The 15,605-nt window shown below is 64.2% G+C and carries 10 protein-coding genes; 5 read left to right on the top strand and 5 right to left on the bottom strand.

The window, feature by feature from the left end; translation table 11 throughout:
* On the bottom strand, positions 1-2,247 hold the full coding sequence (glf, locus tag AB3147_RS19785) for a UDP-galactopyranose mutase (RefSeq protein WP_367352763.1): 2,247 nt from the start codon (positions 2,245-2,247) through the stop codon (positions 1-3).
* Between the two features lie 455 nt (positions 2,248-2,702).
* On the opposite strand from glf, the gene AB3147_RS19780 reads away from it, so the two are divergent.
* Positions 2,703-3,872 (top strand): zinc-dependent alcohol dehydrogenase, encoded by a 1,170-nt coding sequence (locus AB3147_RS19780; RefSeq protein WP_367352762.1) that lies wholly within the window; start codon positions 2,703-2,705, stop codon positions 3,870-3,872.
* A gap of 78 nt (positions 3,873-3,950) precedes the next feature.
* Here AB3147_RS19780 and AB3147_RS19775 read toward each other — a convergent pair whose 3' ends face one another.
* The 3 genes from AB3147_RS19775 to galU all read right to left on the bottom strand — a co-directional run bounded on the left by AB3147_RS19775 (position 3,951) and on the right by galU (position 6,232).
* Complete coding sequence (locus tag AB3147_RS19775) at positions 3,951-5,024, bottom strand: FUSC family protein (protein WP_246282963.1); 1,074 nt, start codon at positions 5,022-5,024, stop codon at positions 3,951-3,953.
* 143 nt (positions 5,025-5,167) lie between these two features.
* Entirely contained in the window at positions 5,168-5,383 is a 216-nt protein-coding gene (locus AB3147_RS19770) for a hypothetical protein (protein ID WP_218344454.1), read from the bottom strand.
* Positions 5,384-5,398: 15 nt separating this feature from the next.
* Complete coding sequence (gene galU, locus AB3147_RS19765) at positions 5,399-6,232, bottom strand: UTP--glucose-1-phosphate uridylyltransferase GalU (RefSeq protein WP_239215513.1); 834 nt, start codon at positions 6,230-6,232, stop codon at positions 5,399-5,401.
* A gap of 166 nt (positions 6,233-6,398) precedes the next feature.
* Between galU and AB3147_RS19760 the strand changes: the two genes are divergently transcribed.
* On the top strand, positions 6,399-7,949 hold the full coding sequence (locus AB3147_RS19760) for a PAS domain-containing sensor histidine kinase (RefSeq protein ID WP_367352761.1): 1,551 nt from the start codon (positions 6,399-6,401) through the stop codon (positions 7,947-7,949).
* Between the two features lie 68 nt (positions 7,950-8,017).
* Here AB3147_RS19760 and AB3147_RS19755 read toward each other — a convergent pair whose 3' ends face one another.
* Positions 8,018-8,527, bottom strand: a complete 510-nt coding sequence (locus tag AB3147_RS19755) for a DUF421 domain-containing protein (protein WP_175185705.1) — start codon at positions 8,525-8,527, stop codon at positions 8,018-8,020.
* A gap of 134 nt (positions 8,528-8,661) precedes the next feature.
* Between AB3147_RS19755 and nadE the strand changes: the two genes are divergently transcribed.
* The 3 genes from nadE to AB3147_RS19740 all read left to right on the top strand — a co-directional run bounded on the left by nadE (position 8,662) and on the right by AB3147_RS19740 (position 15,604).
* Positions 8,662-9,501 carry an ammonia-dependent NAD(+) synthetase gene (gene nadE / locus AB3147_RS19750; protein ID WP_367352760.1) on the top strand — a complete coding sequence of 280 codons (840 nt, stop codon included), beginning with the start codon at positions 8,662-8,664 and terminating at the stop codon, positions 9,499-9,501.
* A gap of 120 nt (positions 9,502-9,621) precedes the next feature.
* Positions 9,622-13,752 carry a CheR family methyltransferase gene (locus AB3147_RS19745; RefSeq protein ID WP_367352759.1) on the top strand — a complete coding sequence of 1,377 codons (4,131 nt, stop codon included), beginning with the start codon at positions 9,622-9,624 and terminating at the stop codon, positions 13,750-13,752.
* 697 nt (positions 13,753-14,449) lie between these two features.
* The gene (locus AB3147_RS19740; RefSeq protein ID WP_175124301.1) at positions 14,450-15,604 is read left to right on the top strand and encodes an efflux RND transporter periplasmic adaptor subunit; all 1,155 of its coding nucleotides are present in this window, start codon (positions 14,450-14,452) and stop codon (positions 15,602-15,604) included.
* Position 15,605: the final 1 nt, after the last annotated feature.

The raw sequence follows: 15,605 nt of genomic DNA, 5'->3' as shown, positions 1-15,605 counted from the left end.
TCATTCGGCCACGACCGCACCGCGCGGTTCGGCCTGCCGGCTTGCCATCTCCTCGTACGTGGACAGGGCCTGCGCCACGACCTGGTCCATGTTGTAGTAGCGGTAAGTCGCCAGGCGGCCGACGAAATGCACGCCTTCGCAAGCGTCCGCCAGCGCCTGGTACCGCCGGAACAGCGCAGCGTTTTCGGGGCGCGGGACGGGGTAGTACGGGTCTCCCTGCGCGCTGGGATACTCGTAGGTCAACGCGGTCTTGGCGTGGCGCTGGCCAGTCAGGTGCTTGTATTCCGTGATGCGGGTGTAAGGGACGTCTTCGGCCGGGTAGTTGACGACGCCGACGGGCTGGTGCCATTCCTCGTTCAGCGTTTCGTGCCGAAACTTGAGGGACCGGTACGGCAGCGGGCCGAAGCAATAGCCGAAGTATTCGTCGATGGGGCCGGTATAGATCAGCTCGTCATAGCTGAACGCCGACTTGGCTTCCTCGAAGTCCATCCCGAGCGCAAGGGATATGTTGGGATGGTCCAGCATGCGCTCGAACATGTGCGTGTAGCCTTTGAGCGGCATGCATTGATGGCGGTCAGTGAAGTAGCGGTCGTCGCGCGAGAGCCGCGTGGGTACGCGCGCCGCGACGGAGCGGTCCAGTTGCGAGGGGTCCAGGCCCCATTGCTTGCGCGTGTAGCCGCGGAAGAACTTTTCGTACAGGTTGCGGCCGACCTGCGAGACGACGTAGTCCTCGGCGCTAGACACGACGGACACCGGCTCGGCCACCGTCTGCAGAAATTGTTCGGCCTCGGCGGCGGTGAAGCACCGGCCGTTCAGCCGCTCGAGCGTCGTAAGGTTGATCGGCATCGGCACCAGCATGCCGTCGGTGCGGGCGAGGACCCGGTGTTCATAGGGCCGCCATTCCGTAAACCGGGACAGGTATTGCAGCACCTTGTCCGAGTTGGTGTGGAAGATGTGGGGACCGTAACGGTGCACGAGCAGTCCGGCTTCGTTGTAGAAGTCGTACGCATTGCCTGCGATATGCGGACGGCGGTCCACCACCATGACGCGCTTGCCGCTGCCGCGCGCCAGGCGTTCGGCCAGCACGCTGCCGGCGTAGCCTGCACCGACGATCAGGCAGTCGTAGTGTGTGGGCGTCAGACTTTGCGGCCGGCGCAGCGCGGTTGGCGCCGCCCACGCCTGACGGGCCCCGCGCGGGGAGCTGGTCCAGGCGCGGTTCATCGCGTCGCAGATGCCTTCCCAGCTTCGATCCCAGGACATGCCGTCCAGCGCGCGGTCGGCGTGCTGGGCCACCGTGTCCGGCTCGGCCGCCGCGTCCAGCGCAAGCGCTATCGCGTCGACGAAGGCCGTCGCGTCGGCAGCGATGTGCACGACGGGGCACCCGCCATAGGCACGCACAACGTCTGCAATCGGCGTGGAGACGACGGGCTTACCCGCGGCCAGGTATTCCGGCGTCTTGGTCGGGCTGATGTAGCGCGTGGACTCGTTCATCGCGAACGGCATCAAGGCGACGTCCCAGCCCGCCAGATAATCGGGAAGCTGGTCGTACGTGCGCGAGCCGAGGTAATGAATGTTGGGCGCCTGCGGCAGTGTGGCCGGGTCGATCTTGACGACCGGGCCGATCATCACGAAGTGCCATTCCGGCCGCATGCAGGCCGCCTGCGCCAGCAGTGCCGTGTCGAAGCGCTCGTCCAGGACGCCATAAAAGCCCATGCGCGGCGACGGGATTGCAAGCAGGTCGGCAGGGATGCTGGCCGACGTTCGGCCGCGCGCGAAATGCTGCCGGTCCACGCTGCTGGGGAACGCATGCACATTTGGGTGCAGCCGCCGCTTGGATTCGTAAAGGCTATGCCCGCCCGTGAAGACCACGTCGGCGCGCGAGAGCAGCTGACGTTCCAGCGCCACCAGTTCCGGCGGCGCGCCGCGAAACGCGGACAGTTCGTCCATGCAGTCGTACACCACTAGCCCGGCGTCCAGATCTTCGGTAACCGGCAGGCTCATCGGCGTGTAGTACCAAAGGACCGGTGTGGCAAGGCCGTGCTCGCGGACAAGCTCAGCAAGCAGGCGGCGCTGGTCTTGTTCCGCCGCTTCCCGCGCCACATGCGGCGTGATGACGGTGACGCGATCGACGCGGCTGGACTCGAGCCAGCCGTGGCGGGCGGCGTCTTCCCAGACGGGTTCTTCAACGTAGTAGACAGCGTGGGCCCGCGCGAAACGCGTCATCAGATGCTGGGGCCGCTGGTGCACGAAATTCCAACGGAGATGGGAAAAGCACAATATCGCAGGGCGCTCGCGCGTCAGCCATCCGTTCGCCGCAGGTGCTTCCGGTGCGGTGGGAGGGCGGGCGTGGGGTGCGCCGCCAATTGAGGAATCGACGGTACGCATGGAAACTCCAGGAGATGGGGATGGGTCCGGTGATGGCGGGGCGGCTTGAGCCGGGGTATCACACCGAAAGCGTGTGAAAGCGCTTCGCAAGCATCGTGCCGAACGCGCGCGGGACGCGGGGCTGCGATAAATCGCCTGGATCAATGGCGATTGCGGCCCAAGGTGTTGACGCGTCGTGGATATTTTTCGACCTGCGTTGCAAGTTCTGCGTTCGACCCAGCGTCTTTGCGACCATTTCAGATGAATCATTCCTCGCGGCATGGCATTTGCTGCGCTACGCCTGATCGCGTGTTGCGGTCACGTCAAAGGAGATTCTGATGAAAGCACTTTGCTGGCACGGCAAACACGACATCCGCTACGACACCGTTCCCGATCCCGTCATCGAGCACCCGCGCGACGCGATCATCAAGGTGAGCGCGTGCGCCATTTGCGGATCCGATCTGCATCTGTTTGATGGCTTTATGCCTGGCATGAAGTCGGGCGACGTCATGGGCCATGAGTTCATGGGCGAAGTCGTGGAAGTCGGGGCACAGGCGCAGAACCTGAAGATCGGCGACCGCGTGGTGATCCCATTCACCATTACCTGCGGGGAATGCGACCAATGCAGGCGCGGCAACTTCTCGGTCTGCGAGCGCACGAATCGCAATGCGTCGCAGGCGGCCAAGATGTTCGGCCACACGACCGCAGGGCTGTTCGGCTACACCCATCTGACGGGCGGCTATGCCGGCGGCCAGGCGGAATACGTGCGTGTGCCGTTTGCGGATTCAACGCACGTGCAGGTGCCCGACGAACTGTCGGATGAACAAGTGCTGTTTCTGGGAGATATTCTGCCCACCGGTTGGCAGGCCGCCAAGCAATGCGACATCGAATCGACCGACACGGTCGCGGTGTGGGGCGGTGGCCCCGTCGGCCAGATGGCGATCAAGAGCGCGATCCTGCTGGGCGCGCGCCAGGTGATCTGCATCGAATCCGTGCCGGAACGCCTGCAGATGGCGCGCGATTGCGGCGCGGTCACGATCAACTTTCAGGACGAGGACGTCGTGGAACGGTTGAAGGAACTGACCAACGGCAAGGGACCGGAGAAATGCATCGACGCGGTCGGCATGGAGTCGCACGCCAGCAGCACGATGGAGCATATGTACGACCGCATGAAGCAGGCCGTGGGCGCCGAGACCGACCGGCCGCACGTGCTGCGCGAAATGATGTACGTGTGCCGGCCGGCGGGCATCCTGTCGGTGCCCGGCGTGTATGGCGGGATGATCGACAAGATTCCGTTTGGCGCGTCGATGAACAAGGGGCTGACGTGGCGCATGGGCCAGACCCACGTGCGGCGCTGGACGGACGAGCTGCTGGACCTCATCGTGCAGGGCAGGATCGATCCGTCATTCGTCATCACGCATCGCGCCAAGCTGGAGGCCGGGCCGGATTTGTACAAGACGTTCCGTGACAAGGAAGACCGCTGCATCAAGGTCGTGCTGACGCCTTGAAGTCTTGACGCGTTGACCGATTTAATCGTTGGGCTTTGACCACCGAGGCCGGAAATCCTGCATCCGGCCTCGCGGTTGTCAGGATTCCGGCTGGACGGTGTCGCACAGGGCGTCCAGTTCCCGCGTGACCTCCTGCCACGACCAGCGAATGAGATCCACGGCCACGCGCTCGCGGGCCGTGAAGCCGCCGCCGCTCGCGGCTTCCTCAACCGCGGCATCCAGTTTGGCAAATGGCTCACCGGTGCTGCACATGGGCGCTTCGGCGCCCTTGTCACGAATGACGCGGGCCAAGCCGTCGATCTGCTGCCGTGCCGCCATCGCGACGTCGTGCAGCGCGGGGCCCAGACGGCGGCAGACGTTGTCGGTCAGCTCCATGCCGCCGATGCGTTCCATCAGCGGAACGGTCAACCACAGTTCCTCGATCCGTTCCTGCAGCCGATGGGCCTGCGTGTCCGCGCCCAGGATACGAATGGGCACTGATCGAGACTGGCTTGCCATGTCGCGTGCGCGCCAGTGCGTGCGCTCCAGCGCGGGCTTGTCGCGGGGCCGCGGCCGGGCACGGCCTTCGTTCACTGCAGCGGCCCATTCAACCAGCAGTTCGCCATAGAGCTGCAGCGACGCGGCCAGGTTGTAGCGCATGCTGTACCGGGCCGACAGGGGCAGCACCGCAAAAGCGGCCAGAATCCCGGCAATGGATCCCACGACGATGGCGAGCGTCTTGTTCACCGCGCCCGCGACGATGTCGGCGTCCGGCGTGACGGTCAGGATGGTTGCCGTGACCAGGCTGTAGTTCAGCGTCGGCCAGCGTATCGACAGGCAGGCGGCGGCACCGACGCCGGCCACGATGCTCCATGGCGCCGGAATGTCGGCGGCGTGGGCCAACGGGACGATCGTGATGCCCAGCGCCACCCCGATCAGTGCGCCCAGGATGCGGGCAGCGGCCTCGCCGACCGTGCCCTCGACCGTGGCGCGCACGACGAAAAGGGCGGAAAAGGCGCCCCACGCGACGTCCGGCATCTGCCACCACGTCATGCAGCCAAAGGCAAGCAGTACCGCCGCCACCGTTTGCAGCGGCAGGCGGACGCTGTCCTCGGCGATGGCGGCACGGTAGGCGGCAGCGCGTTTCAATAAATGGGAAAAGAGGGGGCTCATCGGCAACTGATTCATCTACAGCATGGCGCGGGGGCGTCGGCATCGCCCGCGGTCACGGAAAATACGGGCGCCAGATGGCAGCGACCGCACGCGGAAGGCCCCGTGCGGTCGCTGAAGGCGCAAGGTGAATGCGGCGGGCAGGCTCAGGAATCGGACTGCTTGGGACGTCCGTACGGATCCTTGCCGGCCGGCGCTTGCGAGCCGCCGGCGGGGTATCCCGAATTGGAGTCGGGGTTTTTATTCACCTCCCCCGTCGGCGGTCCGTCCTCGGTCGGCTGGCCGGTGAAGCCGGTCTCGGCGCGATCGACATGCGGGGAGGGCGGCGGATTTGGCGGGGGGGCGGGTTTCGAATCGGTCATTGAAAGACTCCTTTCTCAGGCCAGGTTGTGGTACTTGCGCCCGATTTCCATCGTGGCGCGGTAAAAGCCTTCCTTGCTGCCGCAGTCATAGCGGACGCCTTCGTATTCGAAGCCGAAGACCTTGCGCGATTTGAGGAGGGCTGCAATACCGTCCGTCAGCTGGATTTCACCCCCGACGCCCGCCTGGGTGGCTTCCAGCAGCGCGAAGATCTGGGGTTCCAGGATGTAGCGTCCGACCACCGCCAAGTCGGTCGGCGCGTCCTCGGGCTTGGGCTTTTCCACGATGCCGGTCAGGCTCATGACGCTGTGCGCCTTGCGGCTGCCGGACACGATCCCGTACTGATGCGTGTTGGTTTTTGGCACTTGCTGGATCGCCAGGACGCTGCCCTCGAATTCCCGGGCAACCTTCATCATTTCGCCGATCACGGGGGCGTCCGCGTCTATCATGTCGTCCGCCAGCAGCACGGCGAACGGTTCGTTGCCTACAATGGGCGCCGCGCAGAGCACCGCATGGCCCAGCCCCAGGGCTGCCGGCTGGCGGGTGTACACGCACTTGACGCTGTCCGGGATGACGTTACGGACGGTCTCCAGCAGGGCGTTCTTGTTTTTCGCCTCCAGGTCGTACTCCAGTTCGGGTACACGGTCGAAATGATCTTCGATCGCCCGTTTGTTGCGGCCGGTGACGAAGATCAGTTCAGTGATGCCTGCGGCGACCGCCTCCTCAACGGCATACTGGATCAGCGGCCGGTCGACGATGGGTAGCATTTCCTTGGGCATGGCCTTGGTGGCGGGTAGAAAGCGGGTGCCGAGGCCCGCGACGGGGAATACTGCTTTACGAATGGTTTGCATTGCTGAGGCCCTCTATGCCCGGACGGCGCCAGGGATGGGCCGCCTACTGACTCCTGTTACAGCAAAATCCGTGCCCATCGGGCGATCGCTGTAGCAGAATCCGGAGGACGGCACGCCGTTTGCTGACGGGGCTGAGCATGAATAGATACGCAGGTGGGGACATTGCATGACTTCTTTACCGGATTTTCCGTCCGAGGACCGCTATCGCCTTCTGGTAGGCGCAGTGCGGGATTACGCTATCTACCTTCTGGACGCCAACGGCCGCGTAAGCAGCTGGAATCCCGGCGCGGAACGATTCAAGGGCTATGGCGCGGACGAGATCATCGGGCAGCATTTCTCCGTTTTTTACACACCTGAAGACCGAAATGCCGGCGTGCCGGAGCGTGCGCTGGAGACGGCGCGGCGTGAAGGGCGCTTTGAGGCCGAAGGCTGGCGCGTCCGCAAGGACGGCAGCACCTTCTGGTGCAGCGTGGTCATCGATCCGGTCCATGACGACCGGGGCGTCCTCGTCGGCTACGCCAAGATCACGCGCGACATCACCGAGCAGAAGGAGCGGCATGAGCAACTGCAGGAAGCCCGCGATTCCATGCATCACGCCCAGCGCATGGAAGCCATCGGCCGCCTCACCGGCGGCGTTGCGCACGACTTCAACAATTTCCTGACCGCGATCCGCTTCTCCGCCGAATTCATCAAGCGCTATCCCGAGCTGCCCCCCTCGCTGATGCGCTACGTGGGCATCATCATCGACACCACCGAAAAGGCCGCCCAGCTGACCCGGCAGTTGCTGGCCTACGCCAAGCGGCAGCCGCTGCAGCCGCACGCGTTTGACGTGCGTGACAGCCTGGCGTCGATGCGCGAGCTCTTCGAGACGTCGGTTGGATCGCACGTCGCGATCAGCTACGAGTTCGGGCCGGGCGACTGCACGATCTTCGCGGACCCGGGGCAACTTGAATCCGCGTTGCTCAATCTGATCATCAATGCGCGCGACGCCATGCCGGCCGGCGGCCAACTCAAGATATTGGCTAAGGTTGTGCCGGACGCGTCGGAACTGGAAGGCCATACCAAACTCAATGGCCCGCACGTGGCCCTGTCCGTGCAGGACACCGGCGCGGGTATCGCGCCCGGTGTGCTGGCGCACGTGTTCGAGCCTTTTTTCACCACCAAAGGCCAGCATGAGAACTCCGGCCTGGGGCTGAGCCAGGTGCAGGGCTTCGTGCAGCAGTCCGGCGGCGACGTGACCGTGGACAGCACGGTTGGCAAGGGAACCACGTTCACGCTGTACCTGCCGGCCGTCACGTCCCCCGGCGAGGTGGTCGAGACGCCTGCCGCCGGCGTCATCCTCAACGTGCCGGTGCGCCGCCAGGTGCTGCTGGTCGAAGACAACCGCATGGTCGGGGAGGTGGTGTCGGCGTGGCTGGCGGAACTGGGTCAGGATCTCACCTGGACGGTGGATGCCGAGAAAGCGCTGCATGAACTGGAACAGCGCGACGGGGGCTTTGACCTGGCGATTCTGGATCTGGTGCTGCCCGGCATGAACGGCATGGACCTCGCCCGCCGCATCCGCGAACGCTGGCCCGGCATCCGAATCGTGCTGGCCAGCGGCTACAGCGATGCGATGGCCGGGCCGCGGGCGTTGGGATTCCCGGTCATGCAGAAGCCATACTCCGTCGAGGCGCTGATGCAGGTACTGACCGAGGATGCGCACACGCTGCCATAAGGGCCGGGACACGGCGCTGCTGGAGCGGGGGCCGACATCCCGCCGACCCGGCATCGCGCATCGCGTTGCTAGGTCCGGCGAAAGCGGTTGTGCGCCCGGCGCTTGATGACGCTGATATCTCCATCCGGCTCCATGTAGGCGCGGCGCACCTCTGAAACCTCGAGGACGCCTTTCAGCCGAAGCTGGCTCATCAGCTCGTCTTCCGTCAGGTATTCGCGGCGCAGCGCGCGCTTGGCGATCACGCCGTCGCGCACGAGGCATACCCGGTCCGATTCGAGCAGGCGGCCAAGCGGCTTGAAAAAGTAGCCTACCCGGTCGACCAGCACGGTCCAACCGATGATCGTGGAGATCAGGACCATGCCGTCCAGAATGGATTTGTACTCGCCCGCCATCGCGTTCTGCGCAGCATCGGCGATCAGGACCAGCACCAGCATGTCGGCCACACCCAGCGAGCCGACGTCGCGCCGGCCTGCAAGCCGCAGCAGTAAGAAGATGAACCAATAGACGATCGTCCCGCGGATGAAAATCTCTAGCGGAGAGAGCGAAAACGAAAACATCGTCGACCAGTCCGGGTCCATCGTGGCGCCTCCGACAATGAAACATCAAACGGCGAGCAAGTGCCGTGCCCGTACAAGCCTGGCGCGGCGCAGGGCTCGCGTTGAATGCAGGAACGCTGATTGCTGCTCAGATGCGCCAACGTGGAGAAGTGAAAATGAACTCAGGTAACACCCCCTTGCGCTTGCGGGATGCCATCGCCGGAGAATTGGGAGTAACCCCGGACTTCGACGCGACCGAAGAGCTGGAAAGGCGCATTGCCTTCCTCGCCGACTACCTGATGCAGTCAGGCCGCGCAGGTTATGTCCTGGGAATCAGCGGCGGGGTGGATTCCACGGTCGCGGCGCGGATCGCGCAGCTTGCCGTCGAGCGCGTCCGCGGCCAAGGGCAACCGGCCACGTTCGTTGCCGTGCGCTTGCCCTACGGCGAGCAGCGCGACGAGGAAGACGCGGCGCAGGCGCTGGATTTCATCGCGCCTGACCGCCGTATGCGCATCGACATCAAGCCCGCCGTGGATGCGCAACGCGAGGCGCTGCGCGCCGCCGGCCTTGAATACGCGGACGAGGCGGCCGAGGATTTCGGCGCCGGCAACATCAAGGCGCGGCAGCGCATGATTGCCCAGTATGCGATTGCAGGCGCGCTTGACTGCCTGGTGATCGGCACGGACCAGGCCGCCGAGGCCTTGATGGGGTTTTTCACCAAGCATGGCGACGGCGCGGCGGACGTGCTGCCCCTGCGCGGTCTGACCAAGCGGCGCGTGCGGGCGCTGGGGTCGCTGCTGGGCGCGCCGGACCGGCTGGTGCTCAAGGTGCCGACCGCCGACCTCGAGTCGTTGCGGCCACTGCGTCCTGATGAGGACGCGTACGGGGTGACATACGCGCAGATCGATGGCTATCTGGAAGGCGAGGAGGTTGCCGAAGACGCGGTCGCGGTGATCGAGCGCCAGTACCGCGCCACGGCGCACAAGCGGATGCTGCCGCCCGGGCCCATCGAATGAGTTGAAGACGCTGCGCAACGACGGCGAACATCTGTCTTCGAGACGGCTTTCACGGCACCTGACGCAAACTGGCGGCTGTATCATGGCGGATACTCCCACGCACGCAACCACAGGCTAAAAATGTCCGATTCGCCGTCCGTTCCCAACAACAAACCGGGAGTTGCCCGCAGCGACCTGAGCTTCCCGGTGGTCGGGCTGGGGGCTTCGGCCGGGGGGATCGACGCGCTCAAGACTTTCTTCTCCAACATGCCGCCCAAGCCCGGCATGGCGTTCGTTGTCGTGGTGCATCTGTCTCCCGACCACGAAAGCATTCTCGACAAGATTCTGCAGGCAAGCACGGAGTTACCGGTCAGGCAGGTCACCAAGCCCGTGCCGATCCTGCGCGATCACGTCTACGTGATTCCCCCGGCAGCCTCGCTGTCGATGAATGATGGCTATCTGCGTATCTCGGCGGGCGCCAACCGGCCGGAAGGCCGCCAGATTGCCATCGACGAATTTTTCCGCACGCTGGCTGATGTGCACACGAACCGTGCCGTGGGCATCGTGCTGTCGGGTGGCGGGTCCGACGGATCGGTGGGCCTTTCCCGCATCAAGGAACAGGGCGGCGTGACGTTCGCGCAGTTGCCCGAGGAAGCCGAGCACGGCACCATGCCGCGCAATGCGATTGCCACCGGCATGGTGGACATCGTGCTGCCCGTGTCCACCATGCCGCAGCGCCTCAAGCAGATCGCGGAAAACATGGACAGCATCCATCTGCCGCCGCTGACCGAGGCCGAGGCCTCCGGCGCCGCGGATGCCGAGCAGGTGACGGACGGGGCGCAACAGGAACGCAATGCGTTGCGGGACATTCTCGCCCTCTTGCGCGCCCGCACGGCGCACGATTTCCGTCACTACAAGAAAGCCACGGTGCTTCGCCGGATCGAGCGCCGCATGCAGGTTACGGGCGTGTCAACCTTGCCCGAATACGGAAAGCTGCTTCAGGAACGCATCGACGAGACCCCTAAACTGCTGTCCGATATGCTCATCGGCGTCACGCAGTTTTTCCGGGACAAGGAAGCTTTCGCCAATCTGGATGAATTCGTGTTGCCCAAGCTGCTGAAGTCGCTGAGCACCACGCCGGACGTGGCGTTGCGCGCCTGGGTGGCCGGATGTTCTACAGGTGAAGAGGCGTATTCGCTGGCCATGCTGATGAGCGCGCAGGCCGATGCGTTGCCCCACCCGCCCAAGATCCAGTTGTTTGCCACCGACATCGACGAAACGGCGCTGGCCGTGGGCCGGGCGGCGGCTTATCCGATGGCGATCAAGGGCGACGTGCCTGAAGCCATGCTGCAAAGCTTCTTCAGCGAGCAGGACAACGAGTACTGCGTCAAGAAGGAAATCCGCGAGCGGGTGCTGTTTGCCGTGCACAACATCCTGCGCGACCCACCGTTCTCGAAGCTGGATTTGGTCAGTTGCCGCAACCTCTTGATCTACCTGGACCGCGAAGTGCAGCGCGACGTGTTGCGCATGTTTCACTTCGCATTGAAGCCGGGCGGTTATCTTTTCCTCGGCAGTTCCGAATCGGCCGATGCGTGCCCGCAGCTTTTTCAGGTGGTGGACAAGCGCCACCGCATCTATATCGCTCGGGAAACGCCGTCGCAACTGAGCGGCATGCCCGAACTGACCGACGGGAGGATTAATCACGTTCGGCCGGTGCACGCCTCGGCGGCGCCGGCTCGCCAGCCCAAGGTCTCGTATGCCGCCGTGCACCAGCGTGCGCTCGAAATGTTCGCGCCGCCCAGTGTCATCGTCGACGCTCACAGCGACATCGTGCACATTTCGGAGCGGGCAGGCCGCTTCCTGCGCCATCCGGGCGGCGAGCCTTCCCGCAATCTGCCCTTGTCGGTGCATCCGGAATTGCGCACGGAATTGCGCACCGCGATGTTTCAGGCCCTGCATTCGCGAAAGAGTGTCGAGGCGCGGCGCGTGAGAATGACGCTTGGCGAGCGCCAGACCTACGTCAACATGGTGGTGCGGCCATTCCGGCACGATGAGTCGGCCAGTGATTACCTGCTTGTGCTGTTCGAGGAAGTCGAGGACATCATGAGCGCAGAGGGCGCTGTCAGCCCCGCGACCGGCTCCGCAATGGTATTGACGCAACTGGAGGCCGAACTCCAGCGCACCAAGGGCCAGTTGCAGGCGACCATTGAGCAGGCGGAAACTTCCACGGAAGAACTGAAGGCCTCCAACGAAGAGCTTCAGGCCATCAATGAAGAGTTGCGCTCCACCACGGAAGAATTGGAGACCGGCAAGGAAGAGCTGCAGTCCGTCAACGAGGAGCTGATCACGGTCAATGCGGAACTGAAGGCCAAGGTCGATGAAACCGCGAAGATCAATGACGACCTGCAAAACCTGATCGCGTCCACCGACATTGCCACGGTGTTCGTGGATCGCATGATGCGCATCCAGTGGTTCACGCCCCGCGCGGCCGACATCTTCAATGTGATTCCGAGCGACGCCGGACGTTCGGTGCTCGACATCACGCATCGTCTGGAGTATCCGGACCTGGCCAAGGATGCAGCCGGCGTGTTCGAGCTACTTCGCCCCTTGGAGCGCGAGGTGCACAGCACGACTGGCCGTTGGTATCTGGCGCGGCTGCTGCCGTACCGGAGCGGTGACCACCGCATCGAAGGCGCGGTCCTTACGTTCATCGACATCACGGACCGGCGCAAGGCGGAAGAAAGTGTGCGACTGGGCGAGGCCCACTTGAAGCTCATGACCGAGAGCGCGCGCGATTTCGGCATCATGACGCTGGATAACGAAGGCATCATCACCAACTGGAACATCGGCGCCGAGCTGATGTTCGGCTACACCAGCGCCGAGGCAGAAGGCAAGCCCATTGCGATCATCTTCACTGACGAGGACATCGCGGCCGGCAGGCCCGAGCATGAACTGAATCGCGCCAGGAAGATCGGCTACGCCCCTGACGAACGCTGGCACAAGCGCAAGAACGGCAGCCTGGTGTTCTGCACGGGCGGCGTGAACCGGATGGATGACCCGGTCTATCAGGGGTTCGCCAAGATCGTGCGCGACGTGACAGACCTGAAACTGCGCGACGCCGAGCAGGAGTCGCGCCTGGACCGCGCGCACGCGGACAGTGTGCTGAAAGACGAGTTCTTCGCGGTCGTGTCGCACGAACTGAAGCACCCGCTCAACCTGATCCAGCTCAATGCCGAGTTGCTGGCCCGCACGCCGGCCGTGCGCAATTTCGGCCCTGCCGCGCGTGCCACGGACCTGATTCAGCGTTCGGTCAAAGGCCAGGCCCGCATCATCGACGATCTGCTGGATCTCTCGCGCGTCCGGACGGGCAAGCTGGCGCTCAATAAATCGATCATCGACGTCGTGGCCATCGCGAAGAGCATCCTCGAGGTGCTCAAGCCCGTGGCGGCGTCGGCCGGCATCGATCTGCGCAGCGACTTTGATCCTGCGCTGGCGATCTACCTGGATGCGGATCCCGTGCGCATCGAACAGGTGATCTGGAACCTGCTGAACAACGGGATCAAGTTCACGCCCGAGGGCGGTTCCGTCGCGCTCAAGCTGGCCGTCGAGGACAAGCGCTTGAAACTGGAGGTCGCCGACACGGGCCAGGGCATCGACCCGCTGTTCATCGGCCGCGTGTTCGACATGTTCAGCCAGGGCGACGTCCGCCAGAAGACGGGCGCCAGCCCCGGACTGGGCATCGGCCTGGCGGTTGTCAGCGAACTGGTGGGTGCGCATGGCGGCACGATCCAGGTCCATTCCGATGGCCTCGGACTCGGCGCGCGCTTCACGGTATGGCTGGATCTGGCCGGTTCCCTTGAAGCCGAGGACGCGCCGCAAGCCAACGCCGACATGCCTTTGGAAGGGTTGAAGGTGCTTTTGGTCGACGATTCCGAGGACGTCCTGCACATCATGCACGAGCTGCTGGACATGGAAGGGGCGGTAGTCACGGCCGCCTCCAACGGGCGGCAGGCGTTGGAAATCCTGGAGACCGCGCGCTTTGACCTGATGCTGTCGGACATCGGCATGCCGGAGATGGATGGCTATACGCTGATGCGCGCCATTCGCGAGAAAGACGGCGGCGCTGACCTGCCTTCCATCGCGCTCACCGGGTTTGGCGCCAAGGAAGACATGCGCGAAGCCGTCAGCGCAGGCTTTTCCGCCCACATCAGCAAGCCGGTGTCGCTGGACGATCTGCTCGAAGTGGTTCGCAAGCTGCGGTTGCGCGGTTGATGCGCGCGTTGTGGGAAGTGGCCGGCACGTTCGCTTGTCGCCACTTCCCGCCTCGTCTCCCCACGTAATCATCTTTTTGATTCTATTTGTTTAGTCTGGCAACAACTGCGCAGGGGGGGCGACCGACCCGGGACTTTTTCCCAATCTCCCTATCCTGCGACACCGATTCCCAGCGCCTCGCTTTCGTTCCCGTTCGCCAACGGCGCAAACGAGAAAAGCTTGCACTAAGTGCCATCGCTACTTAAGCTGTGCTTTCGCGTCGCGCTCAGCACGTGCCGTGCCAGCGCCCGCAAGCGGATTCCCTATCCGCCGCTCGACCATGCAGCCCTATTTCAGCCAGTCTTCCTCGTCAACGACATAAAGGATGCTTGTGCGAAAGTCGATGGTCTTGTTCGTTTTGCATGGCGCCCGGCGTACGCCGGGCCAGAGCCAGCCTGGCGTCAATTGGGCAGGTTCCGCCTGGGTCGGCCTTTTTCCGATCGGCGGCATTCTCCTACTTCAACGCGATAACCCCATGGCGCCTTGCTGCGCCCTCGCTTCATAAGCTGAACGTCCGTCAGTCCGGCGCGCCCAGGCGCGCCCGCAAGGTGTCCACCCATAAGCTGTTCCGCATACAAGCTGTCCAAGTAAGGCTCTTGCCTCCGCCATGAGGTGAGGGCAGCGCGAGACCCCGAGTTCGACCGCCTGGGAGTAGTGGATGACGCAAGTAAGCAGCAATGTCCGTCGTGTCATGTTGTATGCCTTGGGCGCCTGGACGCTTGCATTGGCGGGATGTGGTGACCGGAACGACGCGGCGGCCGTCACCATTGCGCCGATGAAGGTGTTCGTGATGACCGTCGGCCGCCAGCCGGTCGACCTGAACGTGGACCTGCCCGGGCGGATCGAACCGATTCGCACCGCTGAAGTGCGGGCGCGCGTTGACGGCATCGTCGAGAAACTGCTGTACACCGAAGGCAGCGACGTACAGGCCGGCGATCCGCTGTTCCAGATAGACCCCAGCGACTACAAGGCGCAGCTGGCGCAGGCCAACGCCATGCTGCAGCGCGCGCAGGCCGTGCAGAAGAATGCGCGCTCGGTCACGGACCGGTTCCGCCCGCTGGTGCAGCGTCAGGCGGTCAGCGCGCAGGAATACGAAGCCGCGCTGGCGGCGCTGGGGCAGGCGCAGGCCAATGTGGCCGATGCGCAGGCCGCGGTCACGTTGGCGCAGTTGCGGCTGGACCGCTGCACGGTCAGGGCGCCCATCGCCGGTCGCGTGGGCCGCGCGCTGGTCACAGAAGGGGCGTTGGTCAGCGCATCGGCGGCCACGCTGCTGGCGCAGGTCAACCAGTTGTCGCCGATCAGCGCTACGTTCACCAAGTCCAACACGGCCATCATGGACCTGACCGACTACGCGCGCTCCGGCGCGCTGGCGACGGCTGGCAATACGTTTCCGGTGCGGCTTACGTTGGCCAATGGCCGGGAGTTTGGCGAGACCGGCGTCGTGGATTTTGCGGACCTGAGCGTCGACCGGACCACTGGCGCGCAGACCATCCGCGCCCGCTTCGACAACGCCAAGCGTGAGTTGCTGCCCGGCCAGTTCGTCAACGGTCAGATACTCGTCGGCGTGCGCCAGGAGGGCGTTCTGATTCCCGCGCGGGCGGCGCGGCTGAACGGCGATACGGCCACCGTGTTCGTCATCGGGCCCGACAACACGGCGGTGCCCAGGCAGATCGAGGTGGGTGAGCAGATCTCAGGAAGCTGGCTGGTGCGGCGCGGCCTTGAACCAGGGGAGAAAGTGGTCGTGGATGGCTGGCACAAGATAAGGCCAGGCCAACAGGTTGACCCGGTCGAACAGCAAGCCGCGAAACCCTAGC

It is taken from the genome of Achromobacter animicus (assembly GCF_040775605.1).
Taxonomy (GTDB): Bacteria; Pseudomonadota; Gammaproteobacteria; order Burkholderiales; family Burkholderiaceae_B; genus Achromobacter; species Achromobacter animicus.
Note: the sequence above shows the minus strand (reverse complement) of the source record. Positions and strands in the feature narration are given on the sequence as shown.